The sequence below is a fragment of the Alteribacter lacisalsi genome, assembly GCF_003226345.1.
Lineage (GTDB): Bacteria > Bacillota > Bacilli > Bacillales > Salisediminibacteriaceae > Alteribacter > Alteribacter lacisalsi.
Genome location: NZ_PDOF01000001.1, coordinates 1323355 through 1343743, shown reverse-complemented (window position 1 = coordinate 1343743; position 20389 = coordinate 1323355). Strand labels below are relative to the sequence as shown.

The following is a 20389-nucleotide window of genomic DNA, read 5'->3' as shown; positions in this document are numbered from 1 at the left end:
GAGAAAAGCACTGGAGGGATGCGGATGTCAAACAAAAGAATTGTCATAGCAGGAACGGAAAGCGGAGCGGGTAAAACAACGATTACGATGGGACTGATGGCTGCGCTTAAAGAAAAAGGCTATTCTGTACAGGGATTTAAATGCGGTCCTGATTTCATTGATCCCGCTTTTCATACGTCTGTTACCGGGCGAGTATCAAGAAACCTGGATTCCTGGATGCTTAATGAACATGCCGTGAAGGAAGTCCTTCACTTTGGCAGTGAGGGAGCTGATATTTCCATAATCGAAGGGGTAATGGGGATGTATGACGGTGCAGATCCCTTGTCTGATGAAGGCAGCACGGCTCATATCGCCTCACTCACTGGAACTCCTGTCATCCTCGTCGTTAACTGCGAAGCTCAGGCAAGGAGCGCAGCAGCGGTTGTTAAAGGCTTTCAGGAGTTTTCCGAAAAACCGCTCATTGCAGGCGTCATAGTCAACCGTGCCGGCAGCAGGGGGCATTACGAACTTGTTAAAGCTGCAGTTGAAAAGGAGTGCGGCATACCGGTTCTTGGGTATTTAAAAACAAACACCAGACTGCACCTGCCTGAACGGCATCTAGGCCTTGTACCATCCCAGGAGAAAAAGGATCTGCCTGCCTACTTGAAGGGTCTGAGCCGAAAAGTCAGTGACACAATTGATCTGAATCAGCTTGTTGAGCTTGCTGACGCTGACAGTGAGCCCTTTGAACCGGTTCTCTTTCCTTCAGGAGACAGAATGAAGACGGGCAAAGAGGCTCGCATTGCTGTCGCCCGGGATGAAGCCTTTCATTTTTACTACGAAGAAAACCTGGATCTTTTTAAATCCTTTGGTGCTGAATGCGTGTCATTCTCACCGCTTCATGACAGGAAACTTCCAGAGGGGATTACAGGTCTTTATTTTGGCGGAGGATTTCCCGAAGCTTTTGCAGCCCAACTGTCTGAAAACACAGAAATGGTCAGGTCAGTACGAGAAGAGATTTTGAATCGAACGCCTGTCATTGCAGAATGCGGTGGCTTTATGTATCTGTGCAGGGAACTTATCGATCTTAAAGGACGAGCTTATCCTATGGCCGGGGTTATTAATGGGGTGACTCAGATTCATAACAATCTGCAGGCAATCCGTTACCGTCATTTATCAAAAGAGGACATTCCAATACCCCTGCTGGATGATGGTGAAAGCCTAGCAGCCCATGAATTTCATTACTCAAGCTTTTCAGGCCGCATGCCTGCAAAAGAGGAGCTGCCTTACCTGTTCGCCTCTTACAGCCACCTGCACTTCGGTTCCTGCCCGGAAGCAGCCGGCAGGTTCACAGCCCTTTGTTCAAAAAAACATTAAAAAAGGCTGATCCGGAATAGCGCCGGGTCAGCCTGTCTGTGTTCAAGTTATTAGTAAAACCTTCCGCATGTGCCGCGGTAGTTTATTCTGTGATACCGTTCATGCAAGTTGTAATTCTTTAGTAATGAAAACCCTGCCTCTTTTTCATCCTTGCGGCTCCTGGGCCGCGCCAGTGTAAAAAAGAAAATACAATGTTTTCACAGATGCCATGTCTGTCATCCTTTACTGGATCAGATTTTTTAATCTTTTGTTGCGAAGATTTGTTCATAACCTGCCTTCCTTAACGAAGGCTAAATCTAATTGTACACGAATAAACGTTCTATTGCAAATGATGCCCATAAACAAAGCCGGGGGAGAGGTTTTGAAGTGTTTGACTGTATGACCCTGCGCCAGCGTGTGACGGCCTTATGATTGCTGTGTGGATTAATTAGAGGAAGATGCATGGTTCCCTAGGAGGCTGAAGCGGTGCTTCCGGAAAGGAAGTGCAGTGAGCGGAAATTAACAACAGATTTTAACAGAGCCAAAGATAAAGCAAATGATATTTATTGAGCAAAAAAAACGATATCCCTGTTTGCATTTTACATAAGGGCATGATATGATGAACTTAATTATTTTTAGTTCGGAAGGATTCATGGAACAAACATCTTTACGTGTTTACACCTTGAATGAATTTGAAGAGCAAAAATAGTAATACATTTGCGGAAGAGATTTTCCGCGCAGGAGGAACATACCATGGTTGAAGGTACAGTAAAATGGTTTAACGCAGAAAAAGGTTTCGGATTTATCGAAGTTGAAGGTCAGGACGATGTATTCGTACATTTCTCCGCCATTCAAGGCGAAGGTTTCAAAACTCTTGACGAAGGTCAAGCTGTAACATTTGAAATCGAACAAGGTCAACGTGGCCCGCAAGCGGCTAACGTTCAAAAATAAGGAACCTCAAAACCCCTCCTCAGTGAGGGGTTTTTTTATGTCTCAAAAAATCTGTTATAATGTAGTTGTTATTTTATCAGGGTAGCGGCTGTTGTCAGCAGCCGGGATATCAAAAAAAGCAGGTGTGAAAATGAACAGTGACGATCAGTTTTACCGGAAATGGTATCTTACCCGCTACAGAGGTAAGAAAAAATACATTCTTAAGACAGGGACTCTTCACGGTGCGGTCTTTTTTGCCGTATTGACGCTTTTTGCCAGTTTTATTGATTACGGCAGTATCACAGCTGAGTATTTTACTTCAGGTGCAGTGATTAACTATGCCATCTTTTTTGCTGTGATTGCTCCGGTCTACGGTTGGAGTGCTGCAAGATCTTCATGGTTCAGAAACGAGCAGCGCTTTGATGATCTTGAGAAAATTCGTGATGTGAAGGATCATTGAACAAAAGATACCCAATGGCTGTTCTTTGGAGGGCAGGGGAAGATCGTAAGGCGGCTGAGGCGTTGCCCGCGGAAAGCGTCCGCCTGCAGCGCAATAAAACAACAAACTTTACGAAAAAGCTTAATAAAAAGAAGGCGCCTGCTCTGGGCGCCTTCTTTTTTTATATTATGCTTTAGCAAGTTTTTTGCGTTTTTCCTCACGCTCACGCATAGCTTTGTTCAGCACTTTTTTGCGGAGACGGATGGATTCAGGGGTCACTTCGCAGTACTCATCGTCGTTAAGAAATTCAAGAGCTTCCTCAAGGGTGAGAAGCTTTGGCCGTTTCATCGTTACAGTACTTTCTTTTGTAGCGGAACGAATGTTGTTCTGCTGTTTCACTTTCGTGATGTTAACGCTCAGATCGTTATCACGGCTGTGCTCGCCTACGATCATACCTTCGTAGATTTCAGTTCCTGGTTCTAAAAACAAGGTGCCGCGATCTTCAATGGCAAGCATGCCGTAGGAAGTGGCTTTACCTGTTTCCATGGAAACAAGCACACCCTGGCGGCGTCCGCCGACCTGGCCGTCAGCTACAGGACGATAGCCGTCAAATGTATGGTTTAGGATGCCGTAGCCTTTAGTCTGAGCCATAAATTCGGTTGTATAACCGATCAGACCGCGGGAAGGTACAACAAAGTCCATGCGCACCTGGCCGTCACCTTTGTTGACCATATCAATCATTTCACCTTTTCGCTCGCCGAGGGATTCCATAACTGCACCGGTATAATCCTCGGGAACATCAACCTGGGCCCGTTCGACAGGTTCACTGCGGACACCATCAATTTCCCTGATAATGACTTCGGGTTTTGAAACCTGAAGTTCATAACCCTCACGGCGCATGTTTTCAATCAGGATGGAAAGGTGAAGTTCACCACGTCCTGAAACCTTCCACACATCAGGTGAGCTGGTGTTTTCAACACGTAGACTCACGTCTGTTTCGAGCTGAGTTTTTAACCGCTCTTCAAGTTTACGGCTTGTAACTTTGTCGCCTTCACGCCCGGCAAAAGGACTGTTGTTCACAAGAAACGTCATTTGAAGTGTTGGTTCATCGATCCGGACGGCCTCAAGGGCTTCAGGATGATCAACCGGGCAAATGGTATCGCCAACCATAATATTTTCAATTCCTGCGATTGCAATAAGGTCACCAGCTTTAGCTTCTTCAATTTCCAGACGCTTAAGCCCCATAAAGCCGAATAGTTTTGAGATGCGGAATTTTTTTACGGACCCGTCTGCGGCGATAAGGGAAGCCTGATCACCTGTACGAATTGTGCCGCGGAATACCCGGCCTACACCAATACGTCCGAGATAGTCATTGTAATCAAGCATGGTGACCTGGAACTGGAAAGGCTCTTCGCTGTTATCCAGTGGGGCAGGTACGTTTTCCACTATTGATTCAAAAAGACAGGTCATATCGTCATCCTGTTTCTCAGGATTTTCACTTGCAGTCCCCATAATGGCTGAAGCGTATACGACTGGAAAGTCAAGCTGGTCTTCATCGGCACCAAGTTCGATAAATAGATCAAGCACTTCATCGACCACTTCAGAAGGACGCGCTGCATCACGGTCAATTTTATTAAGCACCACAACAGGCGTTAACTTCTGTTCGAGGGCTTTTTTCAAAACAAACCGTGTCTGCGGCATACAGCCTTCATATGCGTCAACTACAAGAAGGACACCGTCAACCATTTTGAGAATCCGTTCTACCTCACCGCCGAAATCGGCGTGGCCAGGTGTATCCATAATGTTGATACGCGTATCTTTATACTTTACTGCTGTATTTTTGGCGAGAATCGTAATTCCTCGCTCCCGCTCGATATCATTATTGTCCATAGCACGTTCGTCAACGTTCTCGTTTTCACGGAACGTTCCGGATTGTTTTAGAAGTTCATCCACAAGCGTGGTTTTTCCATGGTCAACGTGGGCGATAATGGCAATGTTACGCAAATCGTTTCTGGTATTCATTTTCCTAATCACTCGCTCTCTCGTACAAATTCACTAACTGTCCTATTGTACCACATTTATACTTCAGTTTACACAAAGGGATTATGAAGCCTTTGTAAAGGAGCAGGCAAATTTACTGAGCGTCGGTCGCAACTCCGATATACTAGAAGGAACACAGGAGGAAGGTGAATAAAGTGAAGCAAAAGAAACGGACCACAGCAGCAGTTGTCCTGACTGCTTTCGTGCTGATCGCCGCTCTCTTTATCGTTCCCGCTGCTTATGATTACTTTGCCAACCGATCCTACGGAAGTGAACCGGTAACAGGGGAGACGGGTCCTTACGAGGAGACCGCTGTATTTGCAGGTGGCTGCTTTTGGTGTATGGAACCGCCCTTTGATCGGCTTCCCGGCGTAACCAGGGTAATCTCGGGTTACACAGGTGGTGAAGAAGTAAATCCTTCCTATGAGGATGTCGCAGGCGGCAGCACATCACACGTTGAAGCCGTTCAGGTTACGTACGATACGAGAATTCTGGATTATGAAACGCTGCTAGACGTTTTCTGGCGTCAGATTGATCCGACTGATGATGAAGGTCAGTTTGTTGACAGAGGTGATCAGTACCGGTCTGCTATCTTTTATAATACAGAGGAAGAAAAGGGACTTGCGACTTCGTCAAAAATGCAATTGGAGCAGGAAGGGCGTTTTGACGGACCCATAGTGACTGAAATTCGTGAGGCAGATACGTTTTATATGGCAGAAAGCTACCATCAGGGCTTCTATAAAAACAACCCTGTCAGGTATGGCTTCTATCGCGAACAGTCAGGAAGAGATGAATTTCTTGATCAATTCTGGGGGACTGACCGCGAACTTGATGTTTCAGATCTGGAAAAAGAAGAGGCCGGACTCTCCATGTCGGGTGATGGTTTCTGGAGATTTTATACACTGGAGTCTGAGGAAGAACTAAGGGAGATGCTGACAGACATACAGTATGAGGTAACCAGAGAGGATGGAACGGAACCGGCATTTGCCAACGAATACTGGGACCACTATGAAGACGGGATCTATACGGATATTATTTCCGGTGAACCTCTTTTCAGTTCAACACATCAGTATGATTCCAAAACCGGATGGCCAAGCTTTTACCGTCCGATTGAAGATGAGTTTGTTCGGGAGGAAGATGATTGGAGTCTGTTTATGAAGCGGACAGAAATCCGCAGTGTGTACGCTGATTCACACCTCGGACATGTATTCACAGACGGTCCTGAACCTACAGGGCTGAGATACTGCATGAATTCCGCAGCTCTGGCTTTCATTCCTGCTGATAATATGGAAGAAGAAGGGTACGGTGATTTTTTGTATCTGTTTGAAGAAGATGCTGGGACATAAGTGAAATGTAACATTGAGAACCCGAACAAATCGTATTAAAGCGGATGAAATATTCGCTGACTCTTGCGGGAAGAAAAGCGCAGGTGAGACCCCGCAGTGCGGAGCACGCGGAGGCTCAGCCGCTTCCCGCGGAAAGCAGCGAATATTTCAGGAGCGTTTATTGACGCCGGCTAGCGATTGTTCGGGTTTTCGTCTGTAGAAAACACTTCTGTCCCGGCCTCTTTTTTGTTTTCCCTAAGAGCCATTAGGGTATTTACATGTAAGGCTTTTAATAAAGGAGGTGCTTTTATGGAAGAGTATGGGCTCTCTGGGCCAACAATGTTCTGGCTGTTTGTTCCCATGGTTCTGCTGATTGTACTATCTGTCGTAACTTACTTTACCGAGAGGAGGGAATAATGGAATGGAAATTAACACAGCAACTTTAGTCACGTTTATCGTTTACCTTATCGGTCTGCTGGCGGTTGGACTCGTTGCATACAGAATGACGAATAACCTTTCGGATTATGTGCTGGGGGGAAGGCGGCTCGGCGGCGGTGTGGCGGCTCTCAGTGCCGGTGCATCGGATTTAAGCGGCTGGCTCCTGCTGGGACTTCCCGGGGCGCTGTACGCCGGTGGGATGGGTGAAATGTGGATCGGAGTCGGGCTGGCCGTTGGAGCATACATAAACTGGCAGTTCATCGCCAAGCGGCTGCGGATTTATACTGAAATTGCCGGAGATTCGATCACGCTTCCCGACTATTTTGAAAACCGATTCCACGACCATTCAAAAATCCTGAGAGTCATTTCGGCTGTATTCATCCTGCTTTTCTTTGCCTTTTATACATCGGCAGGTCTTGTAGGCGGGGCTGTCCTTTTTGAGAATTCCTTTGATCTTGATTATACAGCAGCGCTCTGGATTGGTGCGATTGTTATTATTTCATACACATTCCTTGGCGGCTTTCTGGCTGTAAGCTGGACGGACTTCTTCCAGGGTATTCTCATGTTCCTTGCCATAATAATCGTACCTATTGTGGCTATCACAGAAATGGGCGGATGGAATGACACGATGGGTCACGTTGGGAATATAGATCCCTCCAATCTGGACGCCTTTTCCGGCATGACCGTTGTTGGATTGATTTCCCTGCTCGCATGGGGTCTGGGGTACTTCGGTCAGCCGCATATCATTACCAGATTCATGGCCGTCAAATCATCTAGAGAAATTCCGAAAGCAAGGCTGGTCGGGATGACCTGGCTCGTGATTTCACTGACAGGAGCTATGTTCGTTGGTCTTGTCGGGCTTGCATATTTTGAGAGCTTTACTTCACAGCCGCTGGATGACCCGGAAACCGTATTTATAGCCTTTACCCAGGTTCTTTTTCATCCAATCGTTGCAGGATTTCTGCTTGCAGCCATACTATCAGCAATTATGAGTACGATTGACTCCCAGCTTCTCGTCTCCTCAAGTGCACTTACGGAGGATTTTTATAAGGCAATATTCCGAAAGAATGCATCCCAGAAAGAACTCGTTCTGGTCGGACGCCTGGGCGTTGTGGTCATTGCACTGATTGCCATTGCACTTGCCTACAATCCGGACAGCACCGTTCTCGACCTCGTTGCTTATGCATGGGGCGGTTTCGGGGCAGCATTCGGTCCGGTAATCATTTTGTCGCTTTTCTGGAAACGAATGACAAGAAACGGAGCGGCAGCAGGTATCATTACCGGAGGTCTTATGGTTATTGTCTGGACAAATCTTGATCTGATCGGACTGTCCGGCGGTGTCTGGGACATGTATGAAATCGTTCCCGGATTTATTGCCGGAATGCTGGCGATCGTGATTTTCAGTCTGACAGGACCTCCCCCGTCCGAAAAAATCAAGGCGGAATTTGACTCTGTTAAGACATCGGACATTTGATTTTATGGTGAACGGAAAGCTGGTCCAATAGTGTTTTTACAGACAGAAATTCTTACAAATAGAACGAGATAAAGGCAAAATGCTGAGCCCCGTTGTGCCTGTCACTGCGGGGTCTCATCTTCACTTTGCAGGAGTCTAAGATTGTTGCTATTGAGCAAGTGAAACGGAGGCCGGTGACTCAAAAAAAGAATGACTTAACCTGGGCTTCACAGTTGCTGGTTGTTTATGCTCGCTAATACGTAACTTGAGATGCAGACGGTGTCCGGTTTGCTATCTTTGTTGTCAGAACGTACAATGATACGTAAAATCGGTGTTGAACAGGCTGAAGGTGAAAGAAATGCTGAGAAGGGTATTGAAAATGACATTATTATTTGGAGTGATCATCTTTATACCTCTATTTATTTATCTGAATGTAACCGGCACCACTATTTTTCAGTCGCCTACAACCTGGGAGGAATATGAATCTCCTGAGGAAGCAGGGTGGGATGAAGAAAAGCTTCAGGAAGCGAGAGCTTACTATAATTCCCTTAATTCGACAGCTGGTATGGTCATATACAAAGGAAAGGTGCTCTTCCAGTGGGGAGATACAGCAGGCACCACGAATGCCCACTCGATCCGGAAAAGCATACTCAGCGGGATGTATGGAGAATATGTTGAAAACGGGACAGTGGATCTTGACGAAACCCTTGCTGATCTGGGAATCATTGATTTCCCGCCTCTCACATCCAGTGAGGGACAGGCACAGATCAGGCATCTTCTCACCTCGAAATCAGGTGTTTATTTAAGAGCCGGTGAAGAATCCTGGAACATGCGCAGGCAGCGCCCCAACAGGGAAAGTCATCAGCCGGGCACGTATTTTTATTACAATAACTGGGATTTTAATGTTCTTGGTACGATCTATAACAATGAATCCGGCAGTGACTTGTTCGAAGATTTTAATACAAAACTTGCCGAACCTCTTGAGATGGAAGATTTCTCACTTGCTCATACGGAATATAAAGAGGAGCCGAGCCGTTCGGTGCATCCCTCATATCTGTTCAAACTGTCTGCCAGGGACATGGCGAGAATTGGCCAGCTTTACCTGCAGAAAGGAGAATGGAACGGGGAGCAGATTATCTCTTCGGACTGGATTGAGCGGAGCACGAGCGTGCAGGCACCAGTACCAGGGAACAGTATTTACGACTATGGATACATGTGGTGGGTGGCGGTTGAAGAGCCGTGGAAAAGTCTGGGTCTCTATTCTGCTGTCGGCCGCTACGGCCAGTCGATCGACATTGTACCGGAGAAAGATCTTGTATTTGTTCATCGGGTGAATTCAAACCGGCTCACGTTTCGATTCCTTCCCAGGGGAGTCACCCAGTCGCAGCGCCTGCACCTGCTCGAGTTGATTCTGGAAGCAAAAAAAGATTGAGGAATGCTGTTGCAAATACTAAAAAAGGCTGTAACCGGAATTCATTCCGATACAGCCTTTTTCATTCAGGTTTTTGGTCTGAGCCCGTTTTCTGAGGATGAACTGTTTTGACCGGGGCCGGACTCATCTGAATCCTTCCCTTTTGCCCCTACACCTAGTTTACCAACAATGAATTGACCGAATTTCCATCTGTTCGCCAGTTTGATGGTATAGATGGAAGCAAAAACACTGATGAGAAATAATATGAAAATGTAGCTTGTTCCAAAGGACAGACCGGAAAGCCTGACAAGTGTATCAACTGCATGCAGATAAAACACATGAATCAGATAGATTCCGAATGAATACTGGCTGATCGATACAAGAAAGGGCGGCACAACTTTTAATTTCTGTCCGAGATACATAATGATAAAAATAATGGCAACCGTATGGAGCAGAATGTCCACCCGCTTGGAGCTGTGTACAAGAAGCATATCGTTGTGATAGAAGAAAAGCAGTAAAAATGTAGATACCACAGGTGCTATGATAATCGGCACCCGGTTTTTAACAACCCACTGTTTAAATTCCTCGTAATAGTAGCCGCAGTAATAACCAAGTGTAAAATAAAAAATCCACCCGAAAAAAGGAATCCAGTAAAACCGGTCCCAGAGATACATCATTACAGGATTTGAAAAAGGTGAGGCTGTGAGATTAAACAAAGCCAGGTAGGCAATATTAATCCCGAAACTGAGCAGGATCATCGTCCTTGGATTTGCCTGCTGCAGATACTTGTGCAAAAACAAATGGAGCAGGTAAAACTGAAAAATGATCAGAACGAAATAACCGTGATAATCTCCTATGAAAACGTTGAGTAGAAACTTTGTTCCCCAGTCTGTAAAGGACACAGCGTAGGGAAGGGAGTAGAAAAAGGCCATAAAGATAAATGGGATGAAGATGAATTTAAAGCGCTTATTTAAAAAGTTTTCCGGTATAGCCCGGTTCCTGTAGGAATAGGCAATAATCAATTCCGAGATAAAGATAAAAACAGGCGTCCCAAAATACAGGAAAACCTGAATTGAATCAAAAATCATCACCATCACTGTTCCCATTCCCTGAAGGTAGGAGGACCGCAGGGCAATTTCAATGGAATGAAGGAACACGATACACAGGCAGGCGATGCTTCTTAGGGCGAAGATCTCGTTAATCATTCTTTTTTTCTCCATAGCAGGGCACCCCATCTGAAGGTAAAGTGGAAAGAAACTAGACTTTAAAGAATATCGGTCATTATCGTATTTTTTCCCTATAATAGCAATGGATTCACCTGAATTTCGATAAAATTACAAACTTAATTAATATAGTAATATTCAAAGGCACAGCCCAGGGAGGGTTTCCGTAGTGGCAGGGAATAATTAATTTTGTAACTTTCCTGATGATTGTGTAAGATGGGAAAGGTAAAAAACATCTTTAACAGAGCAGAGAGAAAAAGGAGGACAAGCTAATGACAAAGGGCTCAACCTATTTGCTTTTGATTGCGGTTATGGTCATATGGGGTTTTAATGTTGTAGCCGTAAAATTTCTGGTTGAGCATTTTCCGCCTGTTGCCATGCAGGGGGGCCGGATTCTGACTGCATCCCTGTCTGCCCTGATCATTCTTTGGTTTTTAAAGGATCTAAGAAAACTGAGTATAAAGGAATGGTGGTGGATTGCCTGTGCAGCCGCTTTCGGCCAACTGGGACACCACTCCCTTCTTGCTGTCGGACTCACAGAAACTTCCGCATCAAACGCCTCTCTGATTCTTGGACTGATTCCGGTCACGACGGCGCTGCTTGCTATCATTTTTCTTAATGACAGGCTTACGTTTTTACGAGGGTGCGGGATCCTCACCGGTTTTGCCGGCGTGGCGGTCGTCGTTACTCAAAACGGGGACACAGGACTTATTTCAAGGGGCGATCTGCTTGTTTTTATCTCAATGGTTTCACAGGCAGTCAGCTTTATCTTCATTAAAAAGATATCAGATACGATTTCTCCAAGACAACTGACGGCAGTGATGCTTCTGATCGGTGCGGTTATGCTTCTAGGTGTGAGCTTTATTCTGGAGTCACCGGGAATCGAGAGTGCGGTGGGGCATTCAGCCCTTGTCTGGTTTGTGTTTCTATCATCAGCCATTATCGCCACGGGGCTTGGTCATATACTCTATAATGCGGCAATTCATAAAATAGGAGCAGGACAGACCGCGATTTTCAACAATCTGGTTCCCTTCTTTGCTCTTGTTGGTTCGTTTTTTCTGCTTGGAGAACGGATTCTTCCAGCACAGATTGCCGGTTTCTTTCTCATTGCAACCGGGGTAGTGCTCGGAACCGGGTACGTGGATATGAAACTTCATGCACGTAAAGCGTCTCACAAAAGAAGAAAAGCAGGTTAGACAAGAATAGTTTGTAAGAGCGGATCCTGATTGACAAAGGCTTCAGCTTTAAGCCGGAAATGGTTTTCGTGCAGGAATGTCCGTCTTTCCGGTTTCATTTCAGGAGCCAGATGGATCGCTTCAATCAGAGTTAACTTAGGGATCCTCTGCTTTTTTACATGATCAAAAAAGCCGGTACGTGTAAAGACTTTTTTCATCCGTTCACCACGGTGATCCTGCACGTGTGCCATGATATATGCCCCCAGTCCGGTCTGAATGCCGTGCATCCAGGGCTGTGGGGATATTTTGTCCAGGGCATGGCTGATCAGGTGTTCGGATCCACTTACGGGGGCAGTGCTGCCGCTGATGACAGTTGAAATGCCGCTCATTGTCAGGGAACTTGTAAGTTCTTTTATAAGAACCGGACTGGCTGTGTCTGTCATTGGCGTTCTGACAAAGCTGTTAACCGCTTTTTTACTGAGCATCAGGGCGAATGGATGAATTGCTGTATTCTTATGGAGCATTTCAAATTCACAATCCTGCAGGGCGGTAATATTTGACATCAGGTCACCAATGCCTGCAAGAATAAAAGGCTCTGGCGCTTTCTTAATTTCAGTTAAATCAGCAATCACACCGTACGGTACCTGAGCAGGTACCGTTGTTTTTTTGCCGTTTACCAGCAGAGAACAGGTGGCGCTTGCAAAACCGTCATTGGCAGGTGATGTGGGAACACTGATAAACGGTTTTTTTATAAGGTGTGAAATGTATTTTCCATAATCAAGAATGGTTCCGCCTCCGGCAGCAGCAATGGCATCGGGGTTACCTGTGTTAAAGGCTTCATTTGTAAGATCGTAAATTGAGCTTCCAGGGGCCATAGTGCGAAGCTCAGCGTGTATTTCCCCATTTTTACTCAGCGATCGATTAAGCAGTGATGTGCTGTAGCTGTCCCCATAGACGATAACGTTATTAAAACCGGCATGCTTTAGAATAGATGGCAGTCTTTCAGTGAGATTATCACCGATTTCGAGGATGGACGGAATCGGCATGTTAACGGTCTGCATCAAATACTTCCTTCATTTATTAAATAATTCCGTATTTGCGCAAACGAGTTTACAGGAACATAGTCCAGCCCTTTGTCTGACAGGATCGTTTGAAGCGCATCTTTCGCGAAAGTAACGTCAGCATAAGCTGCAGGATGGGAGTCGGGCTCGCTGTCACCTGCAAAGTAGACGCGGTCATACTCCTGCTTTAAATGCTTAACGACTCTGGATTTATCAATCCCGTACCGTTCATGATAATGCCAGTCCGATTCATCGGTTATCATATGGACATTCCTGTTTTTGTAATAACCGCGGTTTGCATAAACTTTGACGTTCCTGACGCCGTGTTTCTCGAGAATGTGCTGAATATAATAGTCTGATCCTGCGCTCAGTATATAGAAATCACCACCGTTATTCTGAATTTCCTTAATAAATTCAGGCACATCCTGATCGATGGCCATGCGGTGGATCGAATTAATGATTGTCTCTTCGTCCTGATTTATGGAAGAGAAAACATCAGACAGAAATTCGATATCCTTGATCTCGCCGCTTTTCCATTCTCTGAAGCGTTTTTCTCCCTCAGGATAGTAATTCTCAATAACCATCCAGTAAAAATCCTGTAATGAAATTGTACCGTCAAAGTCGGATACAAAAGCCCATTTAACCATTCGCTTCACCCTTTCATGTACTTCATTTTATTCATTGTATCACGCCTATTTACGTCTGGCTGAAGACCAGTGCCGTTTCGTGTGAAAACCTTCTCATATCACGGAAGATCCGTTATAGTAAAGAAAGAAGGCAGGAGGGACAATCAATGAGTTCAGCAGTGAACATTCATACAGAAAAACAATCAGCACTTCCGCTTACCCGGGAAGAAATAAATCGCCGGAAAAAGCTAGACGTTAAGAAACAAATCCATTTATTTGAAGCCGCAATCTGCGGACATTTTTCCGCAGGAAAATCTTCGCTGTTAAACCGGATTACCGGGGCCGAAGTACTACCAACCAGTCCGATTCCAACCAGCGCAAACATTATTACAATCAAAAACGGAGAACCTGGACTCACGGTTTACAGTGAAGGAAGTGAACCTCAAAAGTCATGGACAGGTGAGATTCCCTGGCCCAAGGTGCGGGAATGGGGGATGAATGGGACCCGGATTTCCGGTCTGACCCTTACAGTACCACTCCCTTTTCTTGGACGTCACAGTGTGATCCTGGATACACCTGGTGTAGATTCTACTGATGATAATCATAAAAAAGTAACAATGGAGCAGCTGTACACAACGGACTTGATTGTCTATGTAATGGATTATAATCACGTCCAGTCTGAAACCAATCTTCAATTTTTAAAACAGTGTTCACTTGAAAAGAAGCCGATTCTGCTGGTAGTCAATCAGATTGACAAGCATAACGAAAACGAGGTTAGTATCTCTGAGTTTACTTCCGGACTAAAAGAAGTGCTCGCAAAGTGGGACATAGCCATACTTGATTTGTTTTTTACGAGTATGAAGCAGGAGTCCCATCCGCTGAATGAATACAGCCGTTTTGAAAAAGCACTTAAAGGAATGCTTTATCATTCCGGTGATCTTCTGGCACCGTCCCTGCAGCGTTTAGATAAAGGCTTTTATAGTGCTCTTATTTATCGTCTCGAAGAAGACAGACTTGCAGACCTTGCGGACATCAGTGAGGAAATGGAAAACAGAGGGTTCTCCTTTGGCATGCTTGAAGAAAAACAGGAGCTGGAGGTAGAAGCCCGGCGGCTTCGTTCCCCTGAACAGGAAATACTGGATCATTTTCACAATGCCTTTAAGAGAACATTTGAAAACGTCACACTTTTTCCGTATACAACCACGGAACTGGCTTCCCGATATATTGAATCCGTTAAGCCCGGATTTAAAACAGGTTTTTTTCCAAACCGCCGGAAAAAAGAAGCCGAGCAGGCAAACAGGCTTTCTGCACTGGCAGAGGAACTGAGTGATAAAGGAAAAACGCTTGTTTTATACAAAGTTAAAGATTATCTGAAAAATCTTGATAAATCAACACTCACAAATAAAGAAGAAGCAGAGAAAAAACTGGCGGATCTCGATCTGCCTGACCTCGAAACCCTGCTTCAGGACCATGTCAAAACCGGACATACAGATGACCAGTACGTGAGGGAGTTTACTTCCCAGGTGAACAAAGCAATTATGAAATCTGTCCGTAAACAGGCGGAGGATTTCTTGAAACTTTATGCAGAAGGCCTGAAGGAAGTCACCGCCCGCAGACAGGAAGAAGTTCAGAAAAAGCTGCAGATGCTTAAGGATCTTACCTATTACGAAGAGAAACGCCGTTCTCTTGAAAATGAAACGGACCGGTACCTTCATGTTATTAATGACCGCCTGGACAAGATGCCAAAAGACCGGGATCTGGACAGAGTGTATATGGATGCAATGAAAAAGACTTTTCCTGCAGGCGCAGGAGGAACTTGGACCGTTGATCTGCCTCAAAATAGCGTCATTGATACAGAGGAGGAGGAGGAGACAGAATTTGTTTCTGACTTCGATGAGAAAAAAGCGGATTCCAGACTCACGCAAATCCGGGAGGTACTGGAACTCCGTAAAGACTCTCCTGTACTGAAACGAGAGCGTGACCAGCTTTTAAACCGGATGAAAAGATATAAAAACCAGACATTTATGATCTCACTTTTCGGGGCCTTCAGTGCAGGAAAATCGAGTTTTGCCAACGCTCTTCTTGGACACGATGTCCTGCCCGTGTCTCCCAATCCGACAACGGCCACCATTAATTTTGTGCGGAAAAGTAACAACGAATTCAGCCACGAAGATGTTCTTGTTACCTTTAAATCTGAAAAAGCACTTGATGCAGAAATCAAGGCTGCTGCTAAGGAACTCGGTGAGAAAATCGACTATGCTTCACTTACGTCCTGGAAACCGGCAAAAAAAGGCTCTCTTACAAACCGGATGCGCACCTATGAAGCGTATTTGAGCATCTTGAAACAGAGCCTAATGTCGTCGGACATTAAGCCGGGGGATCAGAAGAAGATCCGGCTGGATGAGCTTGGCGTCTATGTTGCCGAAGAACAGACCGCCTGTCTCGTTGAAAAGGCAGAGATCTATTTCGACTGCCCAATTACAGAAAAAGGCATTGTCCTGGTAGATACACCGGGTGTAAACTCCATTCACGGAAGACATACAAATGTCGCTTTCAGACAGATGAGAGAATCAGATGCTATTTTTTACCTTACCTATTATAACCATGCTTTCTCAAAAGCCGATGAGTACTTTCTTCAGCAGATGGGGAAGGTAAACGAAAGCTTTTCCCGGGATAAACTGTATTTTGTTATTAATGCTTCCGACCTGGCGTCAGGAAGAGGAGAATTAAACGGTGTAAGAAAGCATGTACGAAATCAGCTTGAGCGGAATGGAATTGAAAAACCAAGAATTCATGCCCTTTCAAGCCGGGAAGGTCTACGATGGAAACAGGGAGAAATCCAGAACGAGCCCTCGTTCAGCGATTTTGAACAGACCTTCTATTCGAAAACCATTCTTGAACTCAAGGAATTGAGTTACAGACTGATTGAAGATGAACTTGCCAGATTTTACAAGCAGGCAGAAGAAAGTCTGCAATTTATGAATGCTGAAAAAGATGAGCAGGAACAAAAGCTCCTCCAGGTAAAAGAGCTGTGCCGGAACTTCAGTGACAATATCAGGACCGCTTCTTTTGACACACTGTACACGGACGTTGAAGATCAGTTCGACCAGTTGATGATTTATCTGAAGGAACGTATGAGATATGTATTTAATGATTATTTCTCCACTTCCTTTAATGTGACAACTTTGACAGGACCTTCTAAAAGACAGATGTACGCCCAGTTTAAAGAGGGTCTCAGAGAGTGGAGTTCTTCAGGAGAACAGTTTCTGCGGCAGGAACTTGAATCCACATCCATCCGGCTTGAACAGCGGATCAGGAAACGTGCCGAGAAATGGATTAACGAAGAAAGTGATCGAATTAAATTGCAGCTCCCCCATTTCTATGCTGTGGCAGAGATCGAAACGCCTTCTGTGGAGACCCTCATTCATGCAGATCTTCAGGTAGAGCCGGAGCCGTATAAAGATGACCTCAAGTCCCAGAAAGATTTCTTTGAAAATGGAAGGGTAAAACAAGTGAAGGAGCGGCTGACCGCAGAAGCGGCATCTGCTGCTGCCGGATTAATTGAGGAGAATGATCTTCGTTTTAAGGAAGCCGTCAGAAATGCTGTTCACGAAATGGAATCTTTGGTTAAAGATGTTCTGTTAACAGCCCTTACCGAAGAACAGGAACGCTTTGAAACTCTATTTGATCCAGAACGCAAAAAGGTCCTCGAAGAAGAAATTCGTTCACTGAAAACGTTATAACTGCATCGACAGGGCTGAAATGATTGTGCCGTCAGAAAGCATCTATCTGAAGAGCATATATAATATGCTATCGTTAAAATGTTTAAACAGAAGCTCCGCTTCACGCCGTCCGTTCGTTTTCCGCGGCGATGCCGGCAAGCCTCCTCGGCTGCGCCTGTAGGGTCTCGCCTGGCCTTCATTGCCTCAGGTAGTCTCACTGCCGGCGTGAAGCTCCGCACGAAACCATTGGGATTATTACAGGTGGCTGTTAACGGCTCTCACAAAGTGGGGGCCATTTCTGTTTTACCCATCGTTTATCTCGGCTGTTTCAATTGAATCATGGTAAAGGCATTCGTCCGGCTCATGTCGAAGTAAGATACAATAACGTACATATACCAGGAGGGATAGATGTGAAGGGAAAGACAGTAATCGTAACTGGCGGAGCAAGAGGAATCGGCAGAGAAGTCACAAAAAAACTCGCTGCAGAAGGCGCTCAAGTTATCGCAGTGGCAAAGCATGAATCATCACTGGAAAAGCTGGCGGATGATGTGCCGGAATGCACAACCTATTTATGTGATGTTACTAGGTCTGCAGAGACTGCTTCTATGATTGAGAATATTGTAAACACCCATGGCAGTGTGGACGTTCTGATTAATAACGCCGGAACCGGTGTATGGAATACAATCGAAGACATGACCGAAGAAGAATGGGATCTGCAGCTGGACACAAACCTAAAAGGTGTGTTCCTTCTCTGTAAAGCGGTATTTCCTGTAATGAAAGAACAGGGAGGCGGACATATTCTAAACGTGGCCTCAGACCTGGCTTATACAACCAGGGAAAAGACCGGAGCCTACTGTGCCAGTAAATGGGGGCTTTTAGGGCTCAGCGGTTCGCTATTAAAGGAAGGGGCTCCTTTTAACATTCGGGTTTCAACTGTTTCACCAGGACTGGTCCAGACCGATTTCGGCGGTGTATCAGCTGATCGTAAACGTGAAAAAGGGCTTACGCCGGAAACTGTTGCAGAGCATATTCTCCAGGTGCTGCATACGGGAACGGAAACGGGATCCGTAGATGTCATTGTCAAGCCTGCTGTAAGGTGAAAATCCCCATGCCGCTATTAGCGGCATGGGGATTTCTGTTTGCTCATACGGTAATGTAAAGGAGAGATTGCCGTGTGAGAATACCTCTTACTTCCCTGAAAAAAATTGCCGGCGCATTTTTTAATAAAGATGCGAGCGGGTTGCCGGCATACGAAATGGCAGTGCCAAAAGATGAATCCGTCAGGCTGCTTCATGCCCATCTGAGCAAGATCAAGTCAAAAGCCCCTGCTGTTCTTTTCGGGCCGGAAAAAGCTATGGTGGAACAGATCCGTGAAGAAACCCAGGTGCTTAACCGGAACAACGTGACGAGAACGGCTGCGTATTACCACTTTTATAATAGAAACAGAGATATCCATTGGGCGCTCCTGGCTCACCTTGTTTCACGCAACGGAGGATGGAATATGACTGATCTCCACGGCACTCTGCTTAAGGGGATCCTAACGGCCGCAGACCGCCGGAGCTTCTTTTCCTTTCTTGAAGCCGCTAACCATTTAATCTTTCTTGATGCCTATCCCCAACTGCGCCTTTATGAAGAAAGCATTCGTTCAGGTAAGGTGCTTTTTCATCTCCTACCCGCATTTTCTGTGTCATCATTTATGCAGGCAGTATGGAGCGTGTATTTTAAGACAGGAGACCGGGTCTTTCTGACCGTTTGTCTGATCATTAACGAGCAGCATTACATTCAGAAACCTGTAGTGGAACGGCCGGTTTTTCAAAACGGTGTTTTTTCCAGCTGGAAGTTTCACGTTCAGGAGCTGTTTCAACTCACATCTGTCCTTTTTCCTTACCGGAGTAAGACCGGTACAGCACTTTCAGGGATTAAAGTGGCAAACTTTCTTCTCCCGGAGGAACGTGTGCGAACAGGCCTTACATTGTATCATCTATTATATGGTAACGAAAAAAGAATGAAAGATATTCTGCAGTTTGCCGCTGACAACCCCCATAGCGGCTCCCGCGAGGATTACTGGCCCCATGTTTTTTCGGCTTCTATTGAAAGGATCAACGGGACGGAATGGCACAGCTGTAAGGAAAAAGATAAGCCTCCGTATCTTTTCAGCCCGAAACTGACCTCAGTCTGGGAAGATCAGCACCATGTGGTTTACTCAAAGCCTGACTGGTATAAAGATACATCCATCCTTCGTTTTTTAATGCAAAGCGGTGACGCCCAGCTTAACCCGGAGTTGACAAACGAGTACTGCATGGATCTGCATTCAATGTGGCTGCTTCAAAAAGCGAAAAATATACGGCTAAATACCTCTCTCACGAAGGATCGGCATTGAGCAGCATCTGAATGATCCTCCCGATTTAATGATTTCAGAAATGTCGATCTCCACTACGTTGAATCCCCTGTCTCGCATCTGGCGATTTACATCTTTGTTTACCGACAGGCTGAAGACGGTATTATCTCCGATCGACAACACGTTGGTTCCGAGTGTAAACTGTTCTTCTTCCGAAACAAAAATACAGTCATAGCGTGACGTGAGTAATTCTTCGTCGAATTCGTTCATTGCGCCCTTAAACAAAATGGCGTGAGCGGGGCTCAGGATGTTGAAAATACAGTCCAGATGAAGGTATTTATGCGGGAATGAAATAGGTAAGATAGAGTAAGCGGGGAGCAGGCTTTCCAAGTGGTCAATTGCAGCCTGATTCGTCCGGTCACTGATGCCGGCATAAATATTGGATCCGTCAATAATAATATCCCCGCCTTCAATTTTATCTCCTAAAATATTGTAGTAACTGATCTTTTCATCTTTCAGCCAGGTTTTCAGATGCTCCTCTTCTCCAAACCGGATCTTCTGAGCCATTTCCGCAACAAAGACCGTTTTACCGAGCGTGAACGCAATGTCCCTCGTAAATACCTGCTCGGGGTGCTCGGGTAACGGGGAGAGTTGAATGACGTCGACTCCGAATTCATTCAGAGCTTTGGAGAACTGTTTGTGCTGATGCATGGCCAGTTCGGTGTCAATCCCTTCCCCGGCATATTTTTTCTGCGTTTCATTAATTGTGTCGCGTATCTCGATATGACGGGGTTCACATAGTGCTACACGGACAAGCTTTCCGTACTCTGTGTCACAAAATGATTTTATACTCTGATCGTTTTTGTTCATAAA

Annotated in this window: 15 protein-coding genes; 10 read left to right on the top strand and 5 right to left on the bottom strand. The window is 45.5% G+C overall.

The genetic code is table 11. The annotated features are described in order from the left end of the window. Positions 1–24 precede the first annotated feature (24 nt). The 3 genes from CR205_RS06610 to CR205_RS06600 all read left to right on the top strand — a co-directional run bounded on the left by CR205_RS06610 (position 25) and on the right by CR205_RS06600 (position 2725). Complete coding sequence (locus tag CR205_RS06610; protein WP_110518135.1) at positions 25–1356, top strand: cobyrinate a,c-diamide synthase; 1332 nt, start codon at positions 25–27, stop codon at positions 1354–1356. 732 nt (positions 1357–2088) lie between these two features. Beyond that, on the top strand, positions 2089–2286 hold the full coding sequence (locus CR205_RS06605) for a cold-shock protein (protein ID WP_110518134.1): 198 nt from the start codon (positions 2089–2091) through the stop codon (positions 2284–2286). Positions 2287–2416: 130 nt separating this feature from the next. Further along, positions 2417–2725: a hypothetical protein gene (locus CR205_RS06600; RefSeq protein ID WP_142669871.1), complete on the top strand. Its 309-nt coding sequence runs from the start codon at positions 2417–2419 to the stop codon at positions 2723–2725. Between the two features lie 165 nt (positions 2726–2890). On the opposite strand, the gene typA is transcribed toward CR205_RS06600, so the two are convergent. Next, positions 2891–4726: a translational GTPase TypA gene (typA, locus tag CR205_RS06595; RefSeq protein WP_110518132.1), complete on the bottom strand. Its 1836-nt coding sequence runs from the start codon at positions 4724–4726 to the stop codon at positions 2891–2893. 173 nt (positions 4727–4899) lie between these two features. Between typA and msrB the strand changes: the two genes are divergently transcribed. The 3 genes from msrB to CR205_RS06575 all read left to right on the top strand — a co-directional run bounded on the left by msrB (position 4900) and on the right by CR205_RS06575 (position 9392). Beyond that, on the top strand, positions 4900–6090 hold the full coding sequence (gene msrB, locus CR205_RS06590) for a peptide-methionine (R)-S-oxide reductase MsrB (RefSeq protein ID WP_110518131.1): 1191 nt from the start codon (positions 4900–4902) through the stop codon (positions 6088–6090). A 400-nt stretch (positions 6091–6490) separates the two neighbouring features. Continuing rightward, on the top strand, positions 6491–7981 hold the full coding sequence (gene putP / locus CR205_RS06580) for a sodium/proline symporter PutP (RefSeq protein WP_110518129.1): 1491 nt from the start codon (positions 6491–6493) through the stop codon (positions 7979–7981). Positions 7982–8339: 358 nt separating this feature from the next. Further along, positions 8340–9392, top strand: coding sequence for a serine hydrolase domain-containing protein (locus CR205_RS06575; protein ID WP_236634712.1), 1053 nt, complete (start codon positions 8340–8342; stop codon positions 9390–9392). A 65-nt stretch (positions 9393–9457) separates the two neighbouring features. Here CR205_RS06575 and CR205_RS06570 read toward each other — a convergent pair whose 3' ends face one another. Continuing rightward, complete coding sequence (locus CR205_RS06570; protein ID WP_161524694.1) at positions 9458–10576, bottom strand: acyltransferase family protein; 1119 nt, start codon at positions 10574–10576, stop codon at positions 9458–9460. Between the two features lie 290 nt (positions 10577–10866). Between CR205_RS06570 and CR205_RS06565 the strand changes: the two genes are divergently transcribed. Then, a complete protein-coding gene (locus CR205_RS06565) occupies positions 10867–11790 on the top strand; it encodes a DMT family transporter (RefSeq protein WP_110518126.1) in 924 nt (307 codons plus the stop codon). Here the strand turns inward: CR205_RS06565 and CR205_RS06560 are convergent. Then, positions 11787–12830, bottom strand: coding sequence for an iron-containing alcohol dehydrogenase family protein (locus CR205_RS06560; RefSeq protein WP_110518125.1), 1044 nt, complete (start codon positions 12828–12830; stop codon positions 11787–11789). The two genes, CR205_RS06565 and CR205_RS06560, sit on opposite strands and share 4 nt — an antisense overlap. Then, on the bottom strand, positions 12830–13477 hold the full coding sequence (locus CR205_RS06555) for an MtnX-like HAD-IB family phosphatase (RefSeq protein WP_110518124.1): 648 nt from the start codon (positions 13475–13477) through the stop codon (positions 12830–12832). Before CR205_RS06555 ends, CR205_RS06560 begins: the two co-directional genes overlap by 1 nt. Positions 13478–13623: 146 nt before the next feature. On the opposite strand from CR205_RS06555, the gene CR205_RS06550 reads away from it, so the two are divergent. The 3 genes from CR205_RS06550 (at position 13624) to CR205_RS06540 (ending at position 19558) form a co-directional block, all read left to right on the top strand. Beyond that, positions 13624–17199 carry a dynamin family protein gene (locus CR205_RS06550; RefSeq protein ID WP_110518123.1) on the top strand — a complete coding sequence of 1192 codons (3576 nt, stop codon included), beginning with the start codon at positions 13624–13626 and terminating at the stop codon, positions 17197–17199. Positions 17200–17588: 389 nt separating this feature from the next. After that, entirely contained in the window at positions 17589–18278 is a 690-nt protein-coding gene (locus tag CR205_RS06545) for an SDR family oxidoreductase (protein WP_161524693.1), read from the top strand. Positions 18279–18352: 74 nt separating this feature from the next. Next, positions 18353–19558, top strand: a complete 1206-nt coding sequence (locus CR205_RS06540) for a DUF2515 family protein (RefSeq protein WP_110518121.1) — start codon at positions 18353–18355, stop codon at positions 19556–19558. Here the strand turns inward: CR205_RS06540 and CR205_RS06535 are convergent. Further along, positions 19526–20386, bottom strand: coding sequence for a dimethylarginine dimethylaminohydrolase family protein (locus CR205_RS06535; protein ID WP_110518120.1), 861 nt, complete (start codon positions 20384–20386; stop codon positions 19526–19528). The two genes, CR205_RS06540 and CR205_RS06535, sit on opposite strands and share 33 nt — an antisense overlap. Positions 20387–20389 lie beyond the last annotated feature (3 nt).

What these genes read in the sequence shown, in the direction of transcription:
- CR205_RS06610 (WP_110518135.1), top strand. Translation starts at nt 25, where the DNA reads ATGTCAAACAAAAGAATTGTCATAGCAGGAACGGAAAGCGGAGCGGGT.
- CR205_RS06605 (WP_110518134.1), top strand. Translation starts at nt 2,089, where the DNA reads ATGGTTGAAGGTACAGTAAAATGGTTTAACGCAGAAAAAGGTTTCGGA.
- CR205_RS06600 (WP_142669871.1), top strand. Translation starts at nt 2,417, where the DNA reads ATGAACAGTGACGATCAGTTTTACCGGAAATGGTATCTTACCCGCTAC.
- typA (WP_110518132.1), bottom strand. Translation starts at nt 4,726, where the DNA reads ATGAATACCAGAAACGATTTGCGTAACATTGCCATTATCGCCCACGTT.
- putP (WP_110518129.1), top strand. Translation starts at nt 6,491, where the DNA reads ATGGAAATTAACACAGCAACTTTAGTCACGTTTATCGTTTACCTTATC.
- CR205_RS06575 (WP_236634712.1), top strand. Translation starts at nt 8,340, where the DNA reads ATGACATTATTATTTGGAGTGATCATCTTTATACCTCTATTTATTTAT.
- CR205_RS06570 (WP_161524694.1), bottom strand. Translation starts at nt 10,576, where the DNA reads ATGATTAACGAGATCTTCGCCCTAAGAAGCATCGCCTGCCTGTGTATC.
- CR205_RS06565 (WP_110518126.1), top strand. Translation starts at nt 10,867, where the DNA reads ATGACAAAGGGCTCAACCTATTTGCTTTTGATTGCGGTTATGGTCATA.
- CR205_RS06560 (WP_110518125.1), bottom strand. Translation starts at nt 12,830, where the DNA reads ATGCAGACCGTTAACATGCCGATTCCGTCCATCCTCGAAATCGGTGAT.
- CR205_RS06555 (WP_110518124.1), bottom strand. Translation starts at nt 13,477, where the DNA reads ATGGTTAAATGGGCTTTTGTATCCGACTTTGACGGTACAATTTCATTA.
- CR205_RS06550 (WP_110518123.1), top strand. Translation starts at nt 13,624, where the DNA reads ATGAGTTCAGCAGTGAACATTCATACAGAAAAACAATCAGCACTTCCG.
- CR205_RS06535 (WP_110518120.1), bottom strand. Translation starts at nt 20,386, where the DNA reads ATGAACAAAAACGATCAGAGTATAAAATCATTTTGTGACACAGAGTAC.